The following is a 21,618-nucleotide window of genomic DNA, read 5'->3' on the forward strand; positions in this document are numbered from 1 at the left end:
GATCATTTCAAATTACATCACATTTTAAATGAAAAAGATAATCACTTTATCTATGTTTTCTTTGGGTTTGCAATCATGCCTTACAAATGATGCAAACCCTGAAATCAATATTATTGCCCCATCAGCATTTGTAATAAATGGTGAAAGTACTACCATCTCGGTGATTGATTTAGCTACCAACGAAACAAGAAGTACAATTTCTTTAGAAAATTCGACAATTGATAACCACAATGGTGCTAAAAATTTAGATATTCAATTTCCTCACCATATTTATCTTTCGCCCGATGGCTCAAAACTAAGTATTGGTGTTCCTGGAGTAGATTTGAGCGAAGGCCACTTGGGTAATCACGAATCTACTGGGCATATTCTGATTATTGATGCAAAGAATGGAAATATATTATCAAAAACTGAATTGCCGAAACCTAACCACAATGCTATTTTTTCTCCCGATGGTAAAGAAATTTGGACAACTTTAATGGAGCATCATGGCAAAACCTTGATTTATGATGCCTCAACTATGGCACTCAAAAACACAATTTTAGTTGGAGAAGAACCTGCTGAAGTTACATTTTCGGCTAATAATAAGTATGCTTTTGTAGCAAATGGAGGTAGTAATACAGTTTCAGTATTGGATATTTTAGAGAAAAAAGTAATAAAAACAATTGCAGTGGGCGAAGAACCAGTTGGGGCTTGGCTTGGCGTAGATGGAAGAATGTATGTAGATAATGAACTGGGACAATCCATTAGCATTATTGATGTGGAGAAATTAGAAGTAATTGAAACCGTTAAATTAGAATTTAAGCCAGGCTATGTAGCTTATAATCAATTACTTAATGAAATGTGGGTAAGTAATGCAGGGCAAAGTTATGTTCATTATTTTGTTAGAGAAAATAACACTTGGAAAAAAAAGGGAAGTTTTCAAACTGGATTAGATGCTCATGCGATTGCCTTTACAAAAGATTGGAAAATTGCTTATGTAACCAACCAAGGCAATTTAAGTGTTTCGGTTATTGATGTCATTTCTCACCAAAAAATCAAAGATGTACAGGTTGGTCAAAAACCAAATGGTATCGTTTTGAAACATTGAATTCATGAAAATATTTAAAAAAAAATATCAAATGTCGAAATTTAAAAAGATATATATATCCTCATTATTACTTATATTTATTTTTAACTTTCAATTGTTAGCACAAAATGTAACTGGCATTGTGGTAGATAAAAGTAATGGTAAAGAAGAACCTATCATTGGTGCAACGATTAATTGGCTCGGTACAAAAGTAGCAACAACAAGTGATGTTGAAGGCAAATTTTCAATTGCTCGCTCAAAATCAATCAAATTAGTTGTAAGTTTTATTGGTTATAAAGCTGATACACTTATCATCAACAATGAAACTGATTTAAAAATTTATTTAACATCAGAAAATCAACTACAAGAGGTGGTTGTAAGAAGTACATCTACGGCCATTGACAGAATGTCACCCATTCATACTGAAATTATTACTTCAAAAGCCTTGGCTAAGGCGGCTTGTTGTAACCTTTCAGAAAGTTTTGAAACAAATGCCTCTGTATCTGTCAGTTATGCAGATGCCGTCACTGGTGCCAAACAAATTCAATTATTAGGTTTAGCTGGAACTTATGTTCAAATGAATGTTGAAAATATTCCATCATTGCGTGGTTTGGCAAGTACGTTTGGTCTTAATTATATTCCAGGCACTTGGGTTCAGTCAATTGATATTGGTAAAGGAGCAGGTTCGGTCATCAATGGTTATGAATCTATGACTGGACAAATCAATGTTGAATTACAAAAACCAGATTTAGCTGAAAAAATTTATTTGAATACCTATTTAAATAGCTTTGGAAGAGGTGAAATTAATTTGAATTTAGCACACAAATTCAAAAAAGCATCCCGTTGGTCGGTAGGCTTATTGACGCATGGCTCAACTATGCAAACAACGCTTGATAAAAACAATGACAATTTTTATGATTTGCCTAAATATACCCAAGCCAATTTTATCAATCGCTGGAAGTACCAATCTGACAAGTTTATGGCTCAATTTGGCATAAAATTCTTGCATGATGAGCGTTTAGGTGGTCAAATCAATAAAAATCCGCTGTCATTAGATAACTTAATTTACCGTTTTTCAAATAATACTAATCGTGCTGAATTTTTCTCAAAAACTGCCAAATTATATCAAGATAAACCTTATCGTGGACTTGGTTTAATTTTTAGTGGAATCATGCACGATTCAAAATCACAATTCGGTTTTAGACCTTATGATGGAAAACAGAAAACAATTTATGGTAATTTAATTTATCAGGATATTTTTGGCAATACCAATCATACTTACAAAACGGGTTTGAGTTTTCTTTATGATAAATATGACGAGACCTATGCTGATATTATTCGTGCAAGAACAGAAATAGTACCTGGAGCATTCTTTGAATATACTTACAAATACCTCGACAAATTGACTGCCGTAGCAGGAACAAGGCTTGATTTTCATAATATGTATGGTACGATTTTCACTCCTCGATTACATATTTTATACAATGCAACCAATAATACCGCAATCCGATTATCGGCAGGAAAAGGATTTAGAACTGCTAACCCATTTGCTGAATATTTTGGCAACTTAGTTAGCTCTCGTACAGTCAGGTTTTTAGAAGTAATTCGTCCAGAGGTTTCATGGAATTATGGATTAAGTGTCACTAAATCTTTTGGCAAATCGAATTTTATTTTGGATATTTTCCGTACCAATTTTCAGAATCAACTTATTGGTGATACAGAACATCCCAATTTTATCTATTTTTATAATTCTCAAGGTAAAAACTTTGCTAATTCTGCCCAAATTGAATTAAACTTAGTACCAGCTGCTCGTTTAGAATTCAAAATCGCATATCGTTATGCTGATGTTTGGCAAACATTGGGAAAATCATTAAATCAAGAAATTACAGTTCGTAAAATGTTTATCCCACGAGACAGAGTTTTGTTTAATGTTGGCTATGCTCTTCCTTACGAAAAATGGAAATGGGATTTAACTTTGCAATACAATGGCGTGCGTCGAGTACCTAATTTGTCACCAAGCTATGTACATACAAGCTATGAAGCAATGCCAATTAGATATGCTCCAGCATTTTTCAATCTAAATGCTCAAGTTTCCCGTTCATTCCGCAGATGGGATGTATATGTAGGCGGAGAAAATTTATCGAATTTTACACAAAAAGACCCAATTGTTACGCCAGATAACCCATTTGGTAGTCGATTTGATGCAGGAAGTGCATGGGGGCCAGTAATCGGAAGAGTAATTTATATCGGTACAAGGTATAAATTAGGGGGCAGAATCTGAGGTAAAACAGTTTAAATCATTCAAAGCTTAGATGATATACTTGGATGGTGACTAATTTCGTTTTAGTATAAACATCAGCACTTTAATGAAACAATTAAACGCACATAGATACAAAAAAAATATACAAATATTCAAGCTTTTATGCGTTTTTGCATGTATTGTTTCATGTAAAAAAAAGGGAACTAATAATCCAGAACCAGTAGTTATTGATTATCCAAAGGCCTATGTGGTCAATGGTGGAAGTAATACCATTTCCATATTAAATTTACAAGATTTAACAGAAAAGCAAATCATACAATTGACTGATGTTGGTCGTTTCCCACATCACTTAAATCTATCGCCTAATGGAAAAAAAATAGCGGTTGCCATACCAGAATTTGATTTTACTTTAGGTCATGCTTTATTACATAATGCCACTGATAAAAAAGGCGGAGTTGCCGTAATTGATGCTCAAACAGGAACAACATTATTGAAAATAGCACTACCAAATGCCAATTTCAATGCAGCTTTCAGCCCTGACGGTTCTGAAATTTGGACGGCTACTGCCACTCATACAGGAGAAATGTATGTTTTTGATGCCAATACAGGTATACAAAAAACAAAAATCGCCCTTGGTGCGGACCCAAGCGAAGTTACATTTTCAAAAGATGGGCAATATGCTTTTGTTGCATTAGGAGAAAGTAGTTTTGTGTATGTTTTGAAAGTAAGTACCAAAGAAATTATTAAAACGATAAAAGTTGACCCATATCCAACGAATGTTTGGGCAGGAAATGATGGTAAAATTTATGTTGAAAACAAAGTCGCTTTATCAATCAATATCATTGATACACAAACTTTGACAGCAATTGAATATATAGATATCAATTTTAAACCCGGACAAGTAGCTTATAATCAATCACTTAATGAGTTATGGATTTGTCAGGCGGGCGAAAATAAAGTAGCCTATTTTGAACGTAAAAACAATGTTTGGAATTTAAAAGGTAATATACAAACTGGCGATGATGCCCATGCTGTTACTTTTTCGAAAGATGAAAAAACCGCCTTTGTGGTGAACCAAGTTGGAAATACAGTTTCAGTAATTGAGGCAGCCAAACATTCAAAAACCAAAGACATAAACGTTGGAAAACAACCCAATGGAATAGTTTTAAAAGAAAATATCGATTAGTATCAACAAAAAACAAAATAAAACAATGAAAAAAGTAGTATCAATTTTATCTATCTTATTGATTATCAGCAACTTTGTAATGGCTGTTGAACCACCAAAAAATGCGGAAATTAAAATTAAAACTTCTGCTATATGCAGTATGTGTAAGAAACGCATTGAACGAGATTTAGGCGTTTCAAAAGGTATTGTTAATTCAAACTTAGACCTAAACGATAAGGTTGTAACAATCACTTACAATACCAAAAAGACAAATCCAGAAAAAATTAAACAGGTCATTTCTAAAATTGGTTACGACGCAGATGAGGTTGTAGCTGACCAAAAATCGCATGATGCTTTACCTGATTGTTGTCAGAAAACTGCGGCTAGTCATAAAGATTAATTCTTTATTCTATGTGACTACACAAAATACAATAGATAAAAACTATGTAAACTATGTGTCAATTATTACAGTACGATACGCCGAAGCGGAACGGTGCGGTTCAAAAAACTTAAATAGCACTTCGGGGCGGCGTGCGTACTGTTCGAGCATAATTTTGGGTGAGGTATTAGCAAACTGCTTAAAATCTTTGGCTAAATGGTAATAATCGGTATATCCAAAATTCAAGGCAACTGTCAGCCAGTCGGTACCTGGATTTGTCTCTTTGTATAGAAAAGTTTGATAAAAACGATTGATGCGACTATAAAATTTAGGACTTATCCCCATTCGTTCGGTAAAACGACGCTCAAATTGTCGAGGGCTTAGGCAGGCTTGGTCAGCAAGCCAATTTAACGAAAAATGGGTTGGATTTGTAAGCAACAACTCGCCAATTTTATCAATTTGATTGGCATCATTTTTTAATGCTCTGACTTTTTTTAGAAAGAATTCATCTGCTATCCCTACAATCTCTACTTCATCTTTAGCATTGGCTATCAAGTCATTGACAATTCGCATCTCTGTACTAAAAAGTGGTTCTGCATCACAAAATTTTGTAGTAAGCTCTTGGTTCGGGATTCTCAACAAGCGGTGCATAGCCCCAGCCTTAAAATTTACCATTAGCATCAAGAAATCAGGCTGAAAAATAGTTTCAAAATTAAGCCTGCAAACCTGCTGCCCGAATATAGCAGTTGAAGCCACTCGTACCGATTCGCCCGTTGCTGGGTTTTGATTGTTTATATAACCCCTTGCAAAAAAATTGAGCGATTGCTCTATCCGTGTTGGATATGGTTTGGTAGCAAATTCCTTTGGAATAGGCGTATCAAACCTCACAATAAGGTAGCTTTTGATATAAGCCTGCAAAGCTAAATTCGGTAGTATTTCTTTGACCAGCATATTTTTATTTACATTTGCTCAAAGTTATGATAAAATTCTTGACTTGATTTCGCATAGGGTAATGGTCGCCATTCATTTCTATCATTTTCCAGCCTCGTTCTTTGGCTCTTTGTGCAAAAAAAGCAAAATTTGCTTTGTTAGCATCGCCACTTGGTAACATCAAAATATAAAAACTTTGAATACTTTTAACCGCAGGATTTTTAATTGATAGCGTTTCAGTCTGCGTTTTTAAAGGGTGCGGCACATCAGTTGGTGGCGTAGGTTTAGTTGGACCAAAAAAGTACTCAATCATGCCATCTTTAACGTGGGGCATAATCATAGCCCTTGCTTCATTCTCACCTCTTGCTGTAAACAAACTTTCGCCATCATTAGGTACAAAAGCATCCAAATAAATCAACTTTGCAATGCGTTCAGGTATTCGTTCTGCCACACCTGAAATAACCATACCACCATAGCTATGCCCTACGAGTGTAATATCATGTAAATTTTCAAACAAAATCATATTGACAATATCCTGAATATGAGTACTAAGATTAATCTCGGAGTTTGCCAAATGAACTCGTTCACCCAAGCCTGTCATCGTAGGGCGATACACTTGATGCCCTTGGGCAGAAAGCATCGAATCTACCATTTTATACTCCCAACCACCACCCCAAGCACCGTGAACAAAGACATAGGTTTGCTTTTGGGCGTTTGCTCTAACATTTATGAAGAGTAACAAAACAAAAAATAAAAAGTGCTTTATCATTACTGAAATATTTAAAGTTCAAGGCAAATATATGAAGCACCTAAAGGTCATTACAAGTAAAAATACGACATTGCAATTAATAGTTATAGACTTGTTTCTTTTTATAAGACCAAATACATATTGATAAAAGTAAAACAACAAAAGAATAAATCAATTATTTTTATTAGTCTTATCTCATGTTACTTTGCTGAAGATTGTACCATAGAAGCGATATAAAAGGCACTTTTGCAAAATTGTTTAGGTAAATTATTTTCAAAACAAAAAAGCCTCTTATTCATTCAGAATAAGAGGCTCTTGTATAAAAAGCGAAAAATTAATTTTCGTTCAATACTTTCTCAACTAATTCGGCTGCTTCTTTTAAAACGATCGCTGAATATACTTTCAAGCCTGAATCGTTAATAATTTTTGCACCTTCAGCAGCGTTTGTTCCTTGTAAACGAACAATAATTGGAACTGGAATTTCGCCAATAGCTTTGTAAGCCTCAACAACTCCATTCGCAACACGGTCACAACGAACAATTCCACCAAAAATATTAATCAAAATTGCTTTAACATTTGGGTCTTTCAAGATAATTCTAAAACCAGCCTCAACTGTTTTAGCATTTGCTCCACCACCTACGTCTAAAAAGTTAGCGGGCTCACCACCTGATAATTTAATGATGTCCATTGTAGCCATTGCCAAACCAGCACCATTTACCATACATCCTACGTTTCCGTCAAGTTTTACATAGTTTAGGTCACTTTCAGAGGCTTCAACTTCCAATGGATCTTCTTCAGCTTTATCACGCATTACAGCCAAATCTGGATGGCGATAGAGAGCGTTGTCATCTAAATTTACTTTAGCATCAACAGCTAAGATTTTATTATCGGAAGTTTTTAAAACTGGATTAATTTCAAACATCGAAGAATCTGACTCAACATAAGCCTGATAAAGAGATGTTACGAATTTAACCATTTCTTTGTTTGCCACACCAGTCAAACCTAATTTATCAGCAATTTTACGAGCTTGAAATGCTTGTAAACCTACACGTGGATCAATCCATTCTTTGAATATTTTTTCAGGATGATGCTCTGCCACTTCTTCAATGTCCATTCCACCTTCAGTCGAAGCCATGATTACGTTACAGCCTTTAGCTCTATCAAGCAAAATACCCATGTAATATTCTTTCGGCTCGCTTTCGCCAGGATAATAGGCATCTTCAGCAATCAAAACTTTATTTACTTTCTTGCCTTCTGCCCCTGTTTGGATAGTTACAAGTACATTTCCGAGCAAATTAGTCGAAATTCTTTGTACATCATCGGCTGATTTTGCCAATTGTACACCTCTTTGCTCAGTGCCTACGATGCTACCTTTTCCACGTCCACCTGCGTGGATTTGTGATTTTACAACAGCAAACTTAGAGTTTGTCATTTCGGCAATTTGCTGATAAGCCGCTACTGCTTGTTCTGGTGTTTCGGCTACGATTCCACGTTGGATTCGCACACCATAACGGCTCAATATTTCTTTACCTTGATACTCGTGAACGTTCATGTAAAGTAGGATTTTTTTAAGTTTTAAATTTTTTGCTAAATTAGTGAACAAAAGTGAAATAACAATTAGTAATTATGAGTTAATTGCTAAATTGCTATAATAATACAAGAACATGCCAAATTATGTGCTATTTTCATTAATTTTAAGCACAAAATAGAGATTAAAATTTTATAACTAATTATATTTCTGCGATTCTGGAGAATCGTACCACAATTTATGCTCATTGCAAAAAACATCAAAAAAAATTACGGTAATCTACAAGTGTTGAAAGGCATTGATTTAGAAATTAGTCAAGGCGAAATTATCTCGATTGTAGGAGCTTCGGGGGCAGGAAAAACGACATTACTCCAAATTCTTGGAACATTAGATAGAGCTGATTCTGGTGAAGTATTTCTTGACAATATCAACTATAACTCACTGAAAGACAAAGAGTTAGCTCGATTTAGAAATGAGAAAATTAGCTTTATTTTTCAGTTTCATAATCTAATGCCAGAGTTTACAGCATTAGAAAATGTATGTATTCCTGCATGGATTGGTGGAAAAAAAAATACTGAAATAACTCAAAAAGCAGAAGAAATTTTGACAATGCTTGGCTTAAAAGATCGAATCAAACATTTTCCTTCACAACTTTCGGGTGGAGAGCAGCAACGAGTTGCCGTAGCCAGAGCATTAATAAATTCTCCGGCGGTGATCTTTGCCGACGAACCCAGTGGTAATTTAGACTCAAAAAATGCCGAAGAATTACACCAAATGTTTTTTGAGTTGAGGAAACAATTTAATCAGACTTTTGTTATCATTACACACAACGAACAATTAGCAAATATGGCTGACCGAAAATTAGTCATGCAAGATGGGCAAATAATTCTTAATTCTGACGGGATTTAGTGTTATTCAACAAAAAAAATCAGAACTCATCATTCAAAACTCAGAACTAAAAAAATGTCTGATTCAATAAAATCAAAAAAACAAACGCTATACTTAATCTTGTGTGGCATTTTTTTGACAAATGCAGTCGTTGCGGAAGTAATAGGTGCAAAGATATTTTCGGTGGAAGCTACTTTGGGTATTGCCCCCTTACAAATTCCCCTATTCGGTCAAAAATTCAATTTTAATATGTCGGCAGGTGTATTAAATTGGCCATTTGTATTTATTACTTCCGATATAATTAATGAGTATTTTGGCAAAAGTGGTGTCAAGAAAATATCATATTTGACCGCTATCTTGATTGCTTACGCTTTTATTATCATCTATATTTCTACGATTGTTGCTCCTGCCGATTTTTGGATAAATCATAATAATAAAGATTCATCAGGCAAATATTTGAATATCAATGAAGCTTATGGAATCATTTTTAGACAAGGTTTGGGTATTATTTTAGGCTCAATTACAGCCTTTTTGGTTGGCCAAATCTTGGATGCCACTGTTTTTCATTGGTTGAGAAAATATACTAATAATAAAATGATTTGGCTAAGGGCAACAGGCTCTACTTTGATTTCGCAGTTGATAGATAGTTATGTGGTAGTATTTATTGCTTTTTACTTATTCAGTAATTGGACCCTTACCGAAGTATTAACAACTGGTTTTAATAACTATATTTATAAATTTTTTGTGGCCATACTCCTCACGCCTTTGATTTATTTAGCTCACAATCTAATTGATAAATATTTGGGGAAAGAACATGCCCACCAAATTATTGATGAGGCGACTTTTACGCCCATGTAATTGTAATTGGTTATGGTTCAAGTTGAGTTTGCAGAGTACGTAAAAAATGTTTTAATCCATGACAAATCTGTTATTGGCTTGGCTGTTGCTGGCTCTTGGCTCACTAATGAAATTGACAAATATTCCGACCTTGACCTTATCCTTGTAACCAAAGAAAAAATAGGTGGTGATAAAAATAAAATGCTCGCTTTTGCAGAAAAATTTGGTCAGCTTTTATCAGGGTTTACAGGTGAACATGTTGGAGAGCCAAGGGTATTAATTTGTTTATACGACAATCCTCTTTTACATGTTGATATAAAATTTGTCACACTTGAAGAATTTCATTTTAGAATTGAAACTCCTGTAATTTTATTGGATACAGACGGTAAATTACAAGAAGCACTCAATAGCTCTACTGCTAAGTTCCCCTACCCAGATTACCAATGGATTGAAGACCGTTTTTGGATTTGGATTCATTATGTTCTACTTAAAATTGGAAGAGGAGAGCTTTTTGAAGCGTATGATTTTTTAGCCTTTTTGAGGATGATTGTTTTTGGCCCTTTATTTCATATAAAAAACAAAAATTTGCCGAGGGGTGTCAGAAGGGTAGAAATGCAAATCGACAAAGCTGATTTCGCTGAATTGAAATCTACTTTGCCGATTTATGATAAACAATCAATATTGGAAAGTCTTCAAAACGCAGTATTTATTTATCAAAAGCTAAGATTAAATCTTTTTGATAATAATATCGTTCTCCAAAATGCTACTGAGCAAAGAGTCTTGCTCTATTTTGAAGAAATAAAACAACAAATCTAAGAATAATCTACTGTTTTACTGATTCGAAATCAATATTGGCTTTACAGTTTCCTGTGCAGCTGGCACAGCCTCCACTTTTCGCAGAAAATTGTTTTCTAATGACATTGCCTAAATAAACCAATGCTCCAAGAAAAACAAGACCGATAATCACTTTTTCTATCATTTCAATGCCTGAATTATGTGTTGATAATGATGCTCCGAATGCCAAGCATACAAGGCTATAACTTCTTTTACTTCAAAAGATTTTTGATACCCACCATGATAATAAGTCTTCTTTAAATCTTTCTTATCCAAATTTTTGAATAAAAACACCATTCTTTTATGTATGCCTTCAATAATCTGCAAAGAAGACTTAACTGGCAAACGATGGTCGGGAAGTAATGCCCAAGCGGCCTCATCATACCCTTTGATTGGGGGATTCTCTTCGGTCAAAGCAAAACGAATGCGGGTAAACATATTAATATGACTATCGGCAATATGATGAATAACTTGTCGAACAGTCCATCCATCAGGTCGATAAGGTGTATCTAATTGACTATCAGTAAGTTTTGAAGTCAGTGTTTTTAATCTTTGTGGCAATTTTTCCAAAACTTTTATATGCGATCGAGTATCTGCACTCGAATATTTTTTGCCATATTCAAAATCTCCAATTGGATATTTTAATTTTTCTAAGTTCATAAAATAATGAATGGTCAAATATCAAAACTCTTTATTCTCAATTCTTAATTATCTTCTACTTCCAATAACGTTGAATTTCGGCCAACAGTTCCGCATGAACGGCAGAACCTACCACTACATCTCCACCAAAAAGGTGATTATCTCCACCCGAAAAGTCAGAGGCAAAGCCACCTGCTTCTATCACTAATAAAATCCCAGCAGCCATATCCCATGAATTGAGGTTATATTCATAAAAACCATCAAAATAACCACAAGCCGTATAGGCTAAATCTATGGCAGCCGAACCCATTCTGCGTAAGCCATGAGTTTTTTGCATCAAAGACTCCAAAATCAAAAGATATTTGTCCTGATTCTCAAATTTATAATAGGGAAAACCTGTGGCCAATAGACTTTCTCCCAGGTGTTTGATTGGTGAAACTTGTATCTTTTCCCCATTTCTAAATGCACCTCCACCCTTGGTTGCTGAGAAAATTTCTTTGGTACAAACATTATAAACAACACCAACCAAAACATCTTTTCCATGAGCCAATGCCAAGCTTACCGAATAATTTGGTAAACCATGAATGAAATTAGCTGTTCCATCAAGTGGGTCTATTATCCAGTTAAGTCCTTCACTATCAGATGTTTCAGCCGTTCCTTCTTCCGTTATGAAACCAGCTTCTGGAACTATTTTTCTTAGACCTGTAACAATTAGTTTTTCAGTTTCTTTATCTACATAAGAAACTACATTGTTGACATCTTTATATTCGACAGAAGAACGTTTAAACTTTGCCGATTCTTGGGCAATAAATGCTCCTGCCTCTTGAGCTACTTCGATTGTTTGTTGGCAGATTATTTCTAAATTCATATTTTTTTGGGTAAAACCTGTAAGGTCTCGGAGACCCCGTCTGAAAAAGACCTTGCAGGTTTTTCATTTATAGGCCTTGAATATTTTTTCCTTTTGGATATTTTACATTGTATTTTAACAAAACTTCTTTGTTTTCTTGCGGTTGTAAAGTTAGCTTCCAAGTGAGCTTACCATTTTCACGATTAAAATCTGCACCTTTAGCATCTTCCAATTCAACTTCGATTCGGCTATCTTGTGAAATGGGTACTTGGTCTTCCATGATAATATTTATGGCTTCAGACTTTGTATTTCGAAGCGTTATCCGATAACCAAAAGATTCACGAATATTTGAACCGACATTTTTTCTTGACTTAAATTCTTCAATAGTTTCACGTTTTGAAATGATTTTTTTATCACGACCCAGTGAAATCAATAAAGAATCTTTGGTTTCTCCACCCGCGATATCTGATGTACCTACAAATGTTCCTTCAAAATAAATATTGGCTGTACCTGGCAAAAGATTATACTTTTCCCAATCAGTAATAATAGCTGTCAAGAAGGCATCTTTATCATATTTAGGCACTACATAATATCTATAAGTTGCAGGTAATGAATGATTCCTAATATCAACCATCTCGGCATTCCCACCAGAATTGATTGTATAAGGCAAAGCAATCTCAAAATTAACAGCCAAAGTCGTTTGTACTGTATTAACAAAAGATGCTGTCGTCGCAATATCTGCTTGTGCTGGAGCTGCCTCCATTGCCATTGCTTGTGGTGCTGCCATTGTCTTAAACTCTCTTGAATTTTTTGTTTGAATCACAACAGGCTCATAAATATTGATATACTGGGCATATAGTTCAGGTTTTGTGCCACCTTCGGCTGGGTTTGCAGTTGAAAGTGTCAATTTAATATTTTTCCAATCAATACCTGTACTTTGAAATACATTGGCTTTATAACCTAATTCAACATTACTTTTTACATCTTTAGCCCTAATATCATAAATTGGCGACCAGCCCGCACTGTTGGCAATGTAAGTTAGATTCAATTCAACATTTGAAAAGGTTTTAGCTGTCAAAGTTAGTTCTATTTCGCCTGCGGGTTGATTTACGTTTGACCCTTGTGAGTTGAGTTGCTGCTGTAAGCGAGTAATTTTATCTTGTAAGTCTTTCGATTGGCGAACCAATTGCATTTGACGAGTACCAATTTCAGTTAGCTTTGTTCTGAAAAAATCCAACATTTCCTTCAATTCTTCAGGTGTAGCACCTTCTTTTTCGTTCTTTACATTGGCATTCGCCATGAGCATTATCCGTTCATTCTCAGCAACTTTTACCAAAACATCAACCGTTTCATACTCAGCTTTTGCCATTTTAAGGGAATCTTCTAAAATACTTCTTTTTTTATTACCTAAGTAATTTTGCTTGAATTTAACTCCCATTATTACTACATCACCTTTCCCTCCTATCTGAACACTATTTGGATCGGCTGTTGTAGCGATATTACCTATGATTAATTTGGTTGTACCTGCCTGTACATTTGTTTTGACTTTAGCATCAATTTGAGCTCGATTCAGAAATACAGTTATGTGTTGATTGTCAGCATCTACACGTACTTGACTTTGTGAAAAAATTGGAAAGTGCATGCCAAAAAGCAAAGTTCCAAGCCCCAAAATGAATGAAAGTAACGAACTTTTAGGAGTTAACAAGAAGAAAATAGATTTTAAATAGGTTTGCATAGTTGATTTTGTTTTTTTCTTAAACGAAGGCATCTGCCTTTATTGTGTGAATGATTCGTTAATGTACCAATATTAAAAGCAATTTTAAGAAAAATTCTTTGTTTTCCCTGCATAATTTATAGTAATTTGCTCAAAATTATTGTAAATCAATTATTCAAATTGTTTTTTAATGCGAGCTGGAAGCAGTCACTGCTCTATTCGCTCTACATTCAAATGATTCAAGAAAATAAACTCCGTCGTTTCACAGAAAATATCTTCTTAAGTATTGGTTGTTCAAGTAAAGATGCAAAATTAGCAGCAGATGTGTTGGTTTCTGCTGATCTTCGAGGTGTTGATTCGCACGGAACAGCTCGCTTAGTTGGTTATGTACGTCTCTATGATAATGGAAGATTAAACCCTAAGCCTGAAATTAAAATTCTTCACGAAACACCTTCTACAGCTGTTATTGATGGTGATAGAGGTTTGGGGCTTGTTGTGGCTCCTTTTGCTATGAAAGTAGCAATAAAAAAAGCAAAACGAGCTGGTTCAGGTTGGATTTCAGTACAGAATTCAAATCATTTTGGTATTGCTGGTTATCATTCTATGTTGGCTTTGCCACATGATATGATTGGTTGGGCAATGACCAATTCAGCTCCTTTGGTTGTACCAACTTTCGCTACTGAAAAAATGTTAGGTACCAATCCAATTGCCGTTGCTGTTCCTGCCGGAAATCAGCCACCTTTTGTAGCAGATTTTGCAACAACTGCAGTTGCTTATGGAAAATTAGAGATTTTACAAAGAAAAGGTTTACCTGCTCCAATCGGTTGGGTACAAGATGCTAATGGAAATTATACCGACGATGCCAATGCCATCAAAAACGGTGGAGGTTTAGTGCCACTTGGTGGCGATCGTGAGCATGGAAGTCATAAAGGCTATGGAATGGCTGCAATCGTTGATATTTTTTCAGGTGTTTTGTCTGGAGCAAATTTTGGTCCTTGGGTACCTCCTTTCGCCACAGCGGGATTTCATGGAGTAGCGGCAGAGCAAGTGGGTAAAGGAACAGGACATTTTCTTGGTGCGATGCAAATTGACGGTTTTCGTCCAAAAGAAGATTTTAAAGCAAGCATGGACACTTGGATTGAACGCTTTCGTGCAACCAAACACATTGAAAATCAGCCAGTCATGATTCCAGGCGATCCTGAGCGAGAACTTGAAAAAATTAGAAGGGCTGAAGGAATTCCATTGAATGAAAAAGTAATTGAAGATTTGAAAACCTTAGGTGAAAGATTTAAGGTTCGTTTTTAAATAAATATTTTACGGATATTTTTTTAAATCAAAAAATATAATTAATAAAAGAAAGTATATTAATTATAAAAGATTGATTTCAGATTAAAAAATTTTAATTTATCAGAAATGTTGTTTTTTATGACTTTGCTCATATTTTTGTTACGATATGAAAAAAGTCAGAGCAAAATATCTTATATCGTTGTGTATCTTTCTATTGAGTTTTAATACTCAATCGATAGCTAACACCTATATAAAAAATAGCTTTTATTCTAACAAACATTTAAAATCTACAGCTTCTGACTCTCAACTACAAAAATTAAATATAATTACCAAAGCCGTTTCTTCAAAAAGTAGTGATCGCCTATTCATTAATGAAAAGGAGGAAAAAGAAGAAACTGGCGATGAATCTTTTGTTTCAAAAAAAAGAATATTCAATACCTTTTTTTCTTCCTCTCTTTTTTATATCTCCCTCAATAATTTTTTATTAAAAATTAAGCAAGCTTTACTTTCATACAAACAATTCTCAAATTTATTATCTTCTTGCTTATTCATTGTATTTGGTGTTTTTAAAATATGAAATTCTCTATTTCATCATTAGCTTAATACTTACTCACCCGATTGATTCTCTAACATCCTTTTATTTATTATAAAAAAATTGGCCATCAACAATGACTAAAATCATTGCTGTGCATTTTCGTATTCAATTTTTAATTAACACAATTTCAAATAAAACATTTTACCATGAGAAAAACGCTAATTTTTTTGAGCTGTGGGGCATTGTTATACCTAAGCAGTTGTAAATCAAACAAAGAGGACGAAAAAAAGGAAGAGTCCAAATTACTTGTAACCAATCCTTTGAGGAAAGATACCACTATCACAAATGAGTATGTCTGTCAAATTCATGCAATACAACACATTGAATTGAGAGCTTTAGAAAGAGGTTATCTAAAGAAAATTTATGTGGACGAAGGAAAGTTTGTTAAAAAAGGACAGTTAATGTTTGAAATTCTTCCCATTCAGTACCAAGCTGAGGTTCAGAAAGCACAAGCTGAGGCTAATTTTGTCGAGGTCGAGTATCAAAATACGAAGTCGCTTGCTGATAGTAATATCGTATCAAAAAACGAATTGGCTTTGGCAAAAGCAAAGTTGGACAAAGCCAAAGCTGAACTGGCTTTAGCACAAGTTCATTTAGGTTTTACTGAAATTAGAGCTCCTTTTGATGGAATAATGGATCACTTTCAGGTAAGATTAGGAAGTCTTTTAGAAGAAGGTGATTTACTGACTACTTTATCGGATAATAGTCAAATGTGGGTTTATTATAATGTTCCTGAGGCCGAATATCTCAACTACAAAACAACCGAAACCAAAGACAAATTAATGAAAGTTGGCTTATCAATGGCAAATCAGCAATTATTTGAATATCCTGGAATTGTTGAAACCATTGAGGCAGATTTCAATAATGAAACTGGAAATATTGCTTTTCGAGCTACTTTCCCAAACCCAAAAAGGCTATTAAGACATGGCGAAACTGGCAATATACAAATGGTTATTCCTTTAAAAAATGCTCTAATTATACCTCAAAAGGCTACATTCGAGGTATTAGAAAAGAAATATGTTTATGTAGTTGGAAAAGACAACATCGCAAGAGCAAGAGAAATTACCATAAGTGCCGAAATGCCCGATATATATGTCATAAAAAGTGGGTTGACAGAAAAAGATCAAATCCTTTTGGAAGGGATCCGTAAAGTAAAAGATAATACCAAGATCGAGTTTGATTATATCGCACCAAAGCAAGCACTTGACAACTTGAAAGTGTATGTTGAGTAATATTAACGACTAAACAAATAATCACATGTTTAATAGATTTCTTAGAAGGCCTGTTTTAGCCATCATATTATCGCTTGTGATAATATTTATGGGCTTATTGGCCATGAAAACACTTCCAACATCACAATTCCCTTCCATTGCTCCACCAATGGTAATGGTTTCAGCTTCTTACCCAGGAGCAAGTGCAAAATCGCTTGCCGAGTCTGTTATCATTCCTTTAGAGCAATCTCTCAATGGAGCATGGGGTATGAAATACATGACCTCTGATGCAACTAGTGCAGGCGAAGCTAACATTCAAATCGTTTTCAACTTAGGTACAGACCCAGATGAAGCTTTAGTTCAAGTTTCTAATAGAGTGCAACAAGTTACCAATAGATTACCAACACTTGTGCAAAGAGAAGGTGTAATCATCACGCCAATCATGCCCAGTATGTTAATGTATGTTAACTTATATAGCAAAGACAAAAATGCAAATATGAAATTCCTTTTTAATTATGCAGGTATCAATATGATACCCGAATTACAGAGGATTAATGGGATTGGTCAGGCAAAAATATTGGGTAGTAGGCAATATGCTATGCGTGTGTGGTTAAACCCCGACCGAATGAGAGCCTATAAAATTTCGCCCGATGAGGTAATGGAAGCATTGAATGATCAAAGTATCATCGGTAAAGCAGGTCGTATTGGTAGAGGAGATGGCAATCGTTCAGAGTCATTAGAATATGTGTTAGCTTATTCCGACAGGTTTAGCACACCCGAACAATATGAAAATGTCATTATTAAGGCTAATCCTAATGGAGAAATGTTGCATCTAAAAGATGTCGCAGAAGTAAAATTAGGCAGTGAATACTACGACATCTATTCAAACCTCAATGGAAATCCTTCGGCCGCCATCGTTCTAAAACAGACTTATGGAAGTAACGCCAGCGAAGTGATAGAGAAAGTTAAAGAACAACTGAAAGAACTAAAGAAATCTTTTCCTCCTGGAATGGATTATGAAATAAGCTATGATGTTTCAAACTTTCTTGATGCTTCCATTGAAAACGTAATTCATACATTAAGGGATGCTTTTATTTTGGTAGCTTTGGTAGTTTTCCTTTTTCTCGGTGATTGGCGTTCTACACTCATTCCAACGCTTGCAGTGCCCGTATCTTTAATTGGATCATTTATAGCAATGCAGATTTTTGGACTTACAATCAATATGATTACGCTCTTTGCACTTGTTTTATCAATTGGTATTGTGGTGGATAATGCGATTGTCGTAGTTGAAGCCGTTCACTTAAAAATGGAAGAGGAGCATCTTTCTCCTTATAAAGCAGTAAGAAAAGTAATTGGAGAAATAAGTGGGGCTGTCATAGCGATTACATTATTAATGACTGTTGTTTTTGTTCCAGTAGCATTTATGACTGGACCTGTTGGAATCTTTTATAGGCAGTTTTCAATAACAATGGCTACTTCGATTGTAATTTCTGGTTTGGTTGCATTAACTTTTACGCCAGTTTTGTGTGCAATGATATTAAAAAATACGCATGGTCAACCAAAGAAAAAAACTTGGCTTAATAAATTTCTTGATGGTTTTAATGCTGGTTTTGAGAAACTTACAGGAAAATATGTTAGTTTTTTGAGATTAATAGTTAATCGGCGGGTAATTACTTATGGGGTATTTTTTGCATTTAGTTTAGGGATTTTTGGAATTTCCCAAAAGTTACCTTCTGGTTTTATCCCAAGTGAAGACCAAGGAATGATTTATGCAATTGTCCAAACTCCACCTGGATCAACATTAGAAAGAACCAATGACATCGCTGATCAACTCCAAAAAATTATTCAAAAAGTAGATGGAGTACAATCAATTTCATCTATTGCTGGGTATGAGGTGCTTACCGAAGGAAGAGGTTCAAATGCAGGAACTTGTTTAATTAATCTAAAACCTTGGTCGGAAAGAAAGCACACCGTAAATGAAATCATTTATGAACTTGAAGAAAAAGCAAAAGCAATTCCAGGAGCGACTATCGAATTTTTTGATCCTCCTGCCGTTCCTGGCTATGGGGCTGCTGGAGGTTTTGCCTTACAGTTATTGGATAAAACCAACTCTGGAGACTACAAACAACTTGAAAAAGTTAAAAATGATTTCATGAAAGAACTCGAAAAACGTAAAGAATTAACAGGTTTATTTACTTTTTTTAGTGCAAATTATCCTCAATATGAAATCGAAATAGATAACGAATTAGCCATGCAAAAAGGCGTTTCTATTGGCAATGCAATGAATACCTTGTCCATTTTTATTGGAAGTACTTATGAACTTGGCTTTATTAAATTCCAACGATTTTTCAAGGTATTTGTCCAATCTTCCCCAGAATACAGGAGAATCCCAACGGATGTACTAAAACTTTATGTAAAAAATAAAAATGATGAAATGGTTCCTTTTTCGTCATTTATGAAAATTAAAAAAATACAAGGTGCCAATGAAATCAACCATTATAACATGTATAATACTGCTGCTATTAGAGGTGCTCCAGCCAAAGGATATAGCAGTGGTGAGGCGATACAGGTGATTCAAGAAGTAGCAAAAAATACACTTCCACAGGGGTTTGATATTGATTGGGCCGCCCTTTCTAAAGATGAAACACTAAGAGGAAATGAAGCCATCTATATTTTCTTAGTTGTTCTTGCCTTTGCTTATTTTGTATTGGCAGCACAATATGAAAGTTTCATTATTCCATTAGCTGTAATTTTATCTTTACCTGCTGGTATTTTTGGATCTTTTCTTCTCCTCAAGTTAATGGGTTTAGCCAATGATATTTATGCCCAAGTAGGACTTGTCATGTTGGTTGGTTTACTTGGAAAAAATGCTGTTTTAATTGTAGAATTTGCCATGATGAAGCATAAACAAGGTTTTACAGTATTGGATGCGGCCATTGAAGGAGCAAAAGTACGTTTCCGACCTATCTTAATGACATCTTTTGCTTTTATTGCTGGCTTGATTCCATTAATTTTTGCTCAAGGTGCAGGTGCAATTGGTAATCATACCATTGGGGCTTCTGCACTTGGTGGGATGCTTTTCGGTACAATTTTCGGGGTAATCGTCATACCAGGCCTATACTTTATTTTTGGCACAATTGCATACGGAAAAAATCTAATTAGAAATGAAGATGAAGAACCATTAACCGAAGATTTTGTCCACTCAGTAGACAATTTCCCTCAATCAGATGAAGACAATGAATAAATTAAGGAATAAAATCACTTATCGGTACTTTGGATTTGTTTGTGTATTACTATCATTTTCGGCATGTGTTGCCCCAAGCAATATTGTTGATAAAAAAGCAAACAAAAAGGTTCCTGAGCGTTTCAAAAACTCTCAGGATTCAACTAATACAGCAAAATCAAAGTGGAAAGACTATTTCACCGACCCTTTCCTATCCGCACTGATTGATACTGCTTTGCATAATAATCAGGAATTGAATATTACATTACAAGAAATTGAAATTTCTAAAAATGAAATAAGTGCCAGAAAAGGAGAATATTTGCCTTTTGTAAATATCGGTGGTGGAACTGGTATAGATAAAGTTTCAAGATATACCAGCCAAGGAGCAAGTGATGAAATATCTCAAATAAGAGAAGGTAAATCTACTCCAAGTGTATTGCCAAATACTTATTTAGGGGCTTTTGCAAGTTGGGAAGTTGATATTTGGCACAAATTACGCAACGCTAGAAAAGTAGCTGTTTATAATTATCTTGCTTCAATTGAAGGGAAAAATTTCTTAGTTACAAATCTTGTCGCTGAAATAGCCACTTCTTATTATGAATTAATGGCTCTTGATAACCAATTGGATATCGTAAGGCAAAACATTGTGATTCTGAACAATGCCCTTGCCATTATAAAATTAGAAAAGGAAGCAGCTAAAGTAACTGAGCTTCCAGTAAGAAGATTTGAGGCAGAAGTATTTAAAACACAAAGTTTGCAATACGCTATTCAGCAAAAAATTATTGAAACTGAAAACCGCATCAATTTCCTTGTGGGTAGATTTCCGCAACCTGTTCTGAGAAATTCTCAGCATTTCAATAGCTTAACTCCAGCTAAAATTAATGCAGGAATTCCATCACAATTATTAGAAAATAGACCTGATATCAAACAAGCAGAATTACAACTGGAAGCTGCCAAACTCAATGTAAGTGTTGCAAAGGCAAACTTTTATCCATCTTTGAATATTTCAGCGTCTTTAGGCTTAAAGGCATTTAATCCAATTTATTTGGCAAATCTACCGCTATCATTGATGTCTTCTTTGGCAGGTGATTTAGCAGGGCCTCTGATTAATAAAAATGCCATAACTGCCACTTATAATAATGCAAATGCTAAGCAAATACAAGCAATTTATAATTTTGAAAAAACTATTTTGAATGCGTACATCGAAGTGATTAATCAATTATCAAATATAGATAATTTAGAAAAAAACTACATCATGAAAAACAATCAAGTTCAAGCTCTCACGCAATCAACTGAAATATCACTCAAGTTATTCAAATCAGCAAGAGCCGATTATATGGAAGTGTTATTAACACAACGAGATGTATTGGAAGCAAAAATGGAGCTTGTTGAAACCCGAATGATGCAGATGAATGTATTGGTAAATACCTATCGGTCACTTGGAGGAGGTTGGAATTAATGTATTGA

The 21,618-nt window shown here is 34.7% G+C and carries 18 protein-coding genes; 12 read left to right on the forward strand and 6 right to left on the reverse strand.

The features are described from left to right. Positions 1–28 precede the first annotated feature (28 nt). The 4 genes from ACQUQZ_RS13180 to ACQUQZ_RS13195 all read left to right on the forward strand — a co-directional run bounded on the left by ACQUQZ_RS13180 (position 29) and on the right by ACQUQZ_RS13195 (position 4,891). Positions 29–1,087: a YncE family protein gene (locus ACQUQZ_RS13180; protein ID WP_435355460.1), complete on the forward strand. Its 1,059-nt coding sequence runs from the start codon at positions 29–31 to the stop codon at positions 1,085–1,087. 31 nt (positions 1,088–1,118) lie between these two features. Further along, the gene (locus tag ACQUQZ_RS13185) at positions 1,119–3,347 is read left to right on the forward strand and encodes a TonB-dependent receptor domain-containing protein (RefSeq protein ID WP_435355461.1); all 2,229 of its coding nucleotides are present in this window, start codon (positions 1,119–1,121) and stop codon (positions 3,345–3,347) included. An 85-nt stretch (positions 3,348–3,432) separates the two neighbouring features. Next, positions 3,433–4,512, forward strand: coding sequence for a beta-propeller fold lactonase family protein (locus ACQUQZ_RS13190; RefSeq protein WP_435355462.1), 1,080 nt, complete (start codon positions 3,433–3,435; stop codon positions 4,510–4,512). A 25-nt stretch (positions 4,513–4,537) separates the two neighbouring features. Then, entirely contained in the window at positions 4,538–4,891 is a 354-nt protein-coding gene (locus ACQUQZ_RS13195; RefSeq protein ID WP_435355463.1) for a heavy-metal-associated domain-containing protein, read from the forward strand. Between the two features lie 51 nt (positions 4,892–4,942). Here the strand turns inward: ACQUQZ_RS13195 and ACQUQZ_RS13200 are convergent, their stop codons facing one another. The 3 genes from ACQUQZ_RS13200 to sucC all read right to left on the reverse strand — a co-directional run bounded on the left by ACQUQZ_RS13200 (position 4,943) and on the right by sucC (position 8,100). After that, positions 4,943–5,821, reverse strand: coding sequence for a helix-turn-helix domain-containing protein (locus ACQUQZ_RS13200; protein WP_435355464.1), 879 nt, complete (start codon positions 5,819–5,821; stop codon positions 4,943–4,945). Between the two features lie 4 nt (positions 5,822–5,825). Further along, entirely contained in the window at positions 5,826–6,569 is a 744-nt protein-coding gene (locus ACQUQZ_RS13205) for an alpha/beta fold hydrolase (RefSeq protein WP_435355465.1), read from the reverse strand. Between the two features lie 313 nt (positions 6,570–6,882). Then, entirely contained in the window at positions 6,883–8,100 is a 1,218-nt protein-coding gene (gene sucC, locus ACQUQZ_RS13210) for an ADP-forming succinate--CoA ligase subunit beta (protein ID WP_435355466.1), read from the reverse strand. Positions 8,101–8,316: 216 nt separating this feature from the next. On the opposite strand from sucC, the gene ACQUQZ_RS13215 reads away from it, so the two are divergent. Genes ACQUQZ_RS13215 through ACQUQZ_RS13225 form a run of 3 tightly spaced genes read left to right on the forward strand, consistent with a single transcriptional unit; the run spans position 8,317 to position 10,617 of the window. After that, positions 8,317–8,985, forward strand: coding sequence for an ABC transporter ATP-binding protein (locus ACQUQZ_RS13215; RefSeq protein ID WP_435355467.1), 669 nt, complete (start codon positions 8,317–8,319; stop codon positions 8,983–8,985). Positions 8,986–9,039: 54 nt separating this feature from the next. Next, positions 9,040–9,822: a queuosine precursor transporter gene (locus tag ACQUQZ_RS13220; RefSeq protein WP_435355468.1), complete on the forward strand. Its 783-nt coding sequence runs from the start codon at positions 9,040–9,042 to the stop codon at positions 9,820–9,822. A 12-nt stretch (positions 9,823–9,834) separates the two neighbouring features. Next, the gene (locus ACQUQZ_RS13225) at positions 9,835–10,617 is read left to right on the forward strand and encodes a nucleotidyltransferase domain-containing protein (RefSeq protein ID WP_435355469.1); all 783 of its coding nucleotides are present in this window, start codon (positions 9,835–9,837) and stop codon (positions 10,615–10,617) included. Between the two features lie 159 nt (positions 10,618–10,776). On the opposite strand, the gene ACQUQZ_RS13230 is transcribed toward ACQUQZ_RS13225, so the two are convergent. The 3 genes from ACQUQZ_RS13230 to ACQUQZ_RS13240 all read right to left on the reverse strand — a co-directional run bounded on the left by ACQUQZ_RS13230 (position 10,777) and on the right by ACQUQZ_RS13240 (position 13,856). Continuing rightward, entirely contained in the window at positions 10,777–11,295 is a 519-nt protein-coding gene (locus ACQUQZ_RS13230) for a YfiT family bacillithiol transferase (protein WP_435355470.1), read from the reverse strand. 55 nt (positions 11,296–11,350) lie between these two features. Continuing rightward, positions 11,351–12,142 carry an inositol monophosphatase family protein gene (locus ACQUQZ_RS13235; RefSeq protein ID WP_435355471.1) on the reverse strand — a complete coding sequence of 264 codons (792 nt, stop codon included), beginning with the start codon at positions 12,140–12,142 and terminating at the stop codon, positions 11,351–11,353. 67 nt (positions 12,143–12,209) lie between these two features. After that, on the reverse strand, positions 12,210–13,856 hold the full coding sequence (locus ACQUQZ_RS13240) for a DUF4139 domain-containing protein (RefSeq protein ID WP_435355472.1): 1,647 nt from the start codon (positions 13,854–13,856) through the stop codon (positions 12,210–12,212). Between the two features lie 213 nt (positions 13,857–14,069). On the opposite strand from ACQUQZ_RS13240, the gene ACQUQZ_RS13245 reads away from it, so the two are divergent. The 5 genes from ACQUQZ_RS13245 to ACQUQZ_RS13265 all read left to right on the forward strand — a co-directional run bounded on the left by ACQUQZ_RS13245 (position 14,070) and on the right by ACQUQZ_RS13265 (position 21,610). Continuing rightward, on the forward strand, positions 14,070–15,140 hold the full coding sequence (locus ACQUQZ_RS13245) for an Ldh family oxidoreductase (protein WP_435355473.1): 1,071 nt from the start codon (positions 14,070–14,072) through the stop codon (positions 15,138–15,140). 148 nt (positions 15,141–15,288) lie between these two features. Further along, positions 15,289–15,699 carry a hypothetical protein gene (locus ACQUQZ_RS13250; protein WP_435355474.1) on the forward strand — a complete coding sequence of 137 codons (411 nt, stop codon included), beginning with the start codon at positions 15,289–15,291 and terminating at the stop codon, positions 15,697–15,699. A 164-nt stretch (positions 15,700–15,863) separates the two neighbouring features. Further along, positions 15,864–16,949: an efflux RND transporter periplasmic adaptor subunit gene (locus ACQUQZ_RS13255; protein WP_435355475.1), complete on the forward strand. Its 1,086-nt coding sequence runs from the start codon at positions 15,864–15,866 to the stop codon at positions 16,947–16,949. A gap of 25 nt (positions 16,950–16,974) precedes the next feature. Further along, on the forward strand, positions 16,975–20,172 hold the full coding sequence (locus ACQUQZ_RS13260; protein ID WP_435355476.1) for an efflux RND transporter permease subunit: 3,198 nt from the start codon (positions 16,975–16,977) through the stop codon (positions 20,170–20,172). Continuing rightward, the gene (locus ACQUQZ_RS13265) at positions 20,165–21,610 is read left to right on the forward strand and encodes a TolC family protein (protein ID WP_435355477.1); all 1,446 of its coding nucleotides are present in this window, start codon (positions 20,165–20,167) and stop codon (positions 21,608–21,610) included. The genes ACQUQZ_RS13260 and ACQUQZ_RS13265 overlap by 8 nt, the downstream gene beginning before the upstream one ends. Positions 21,611–21,618 lie beyond the last annotated feature (8 nt).

This window comes from Emticicia sp. SJ17W-69 (assembly GCF_051209875.1).
Taxonomy (GTDB): Bacteria; Bacteroidota; Bacteroidia; order Cytophagales; family Spirosomataceae; genus Emticicia.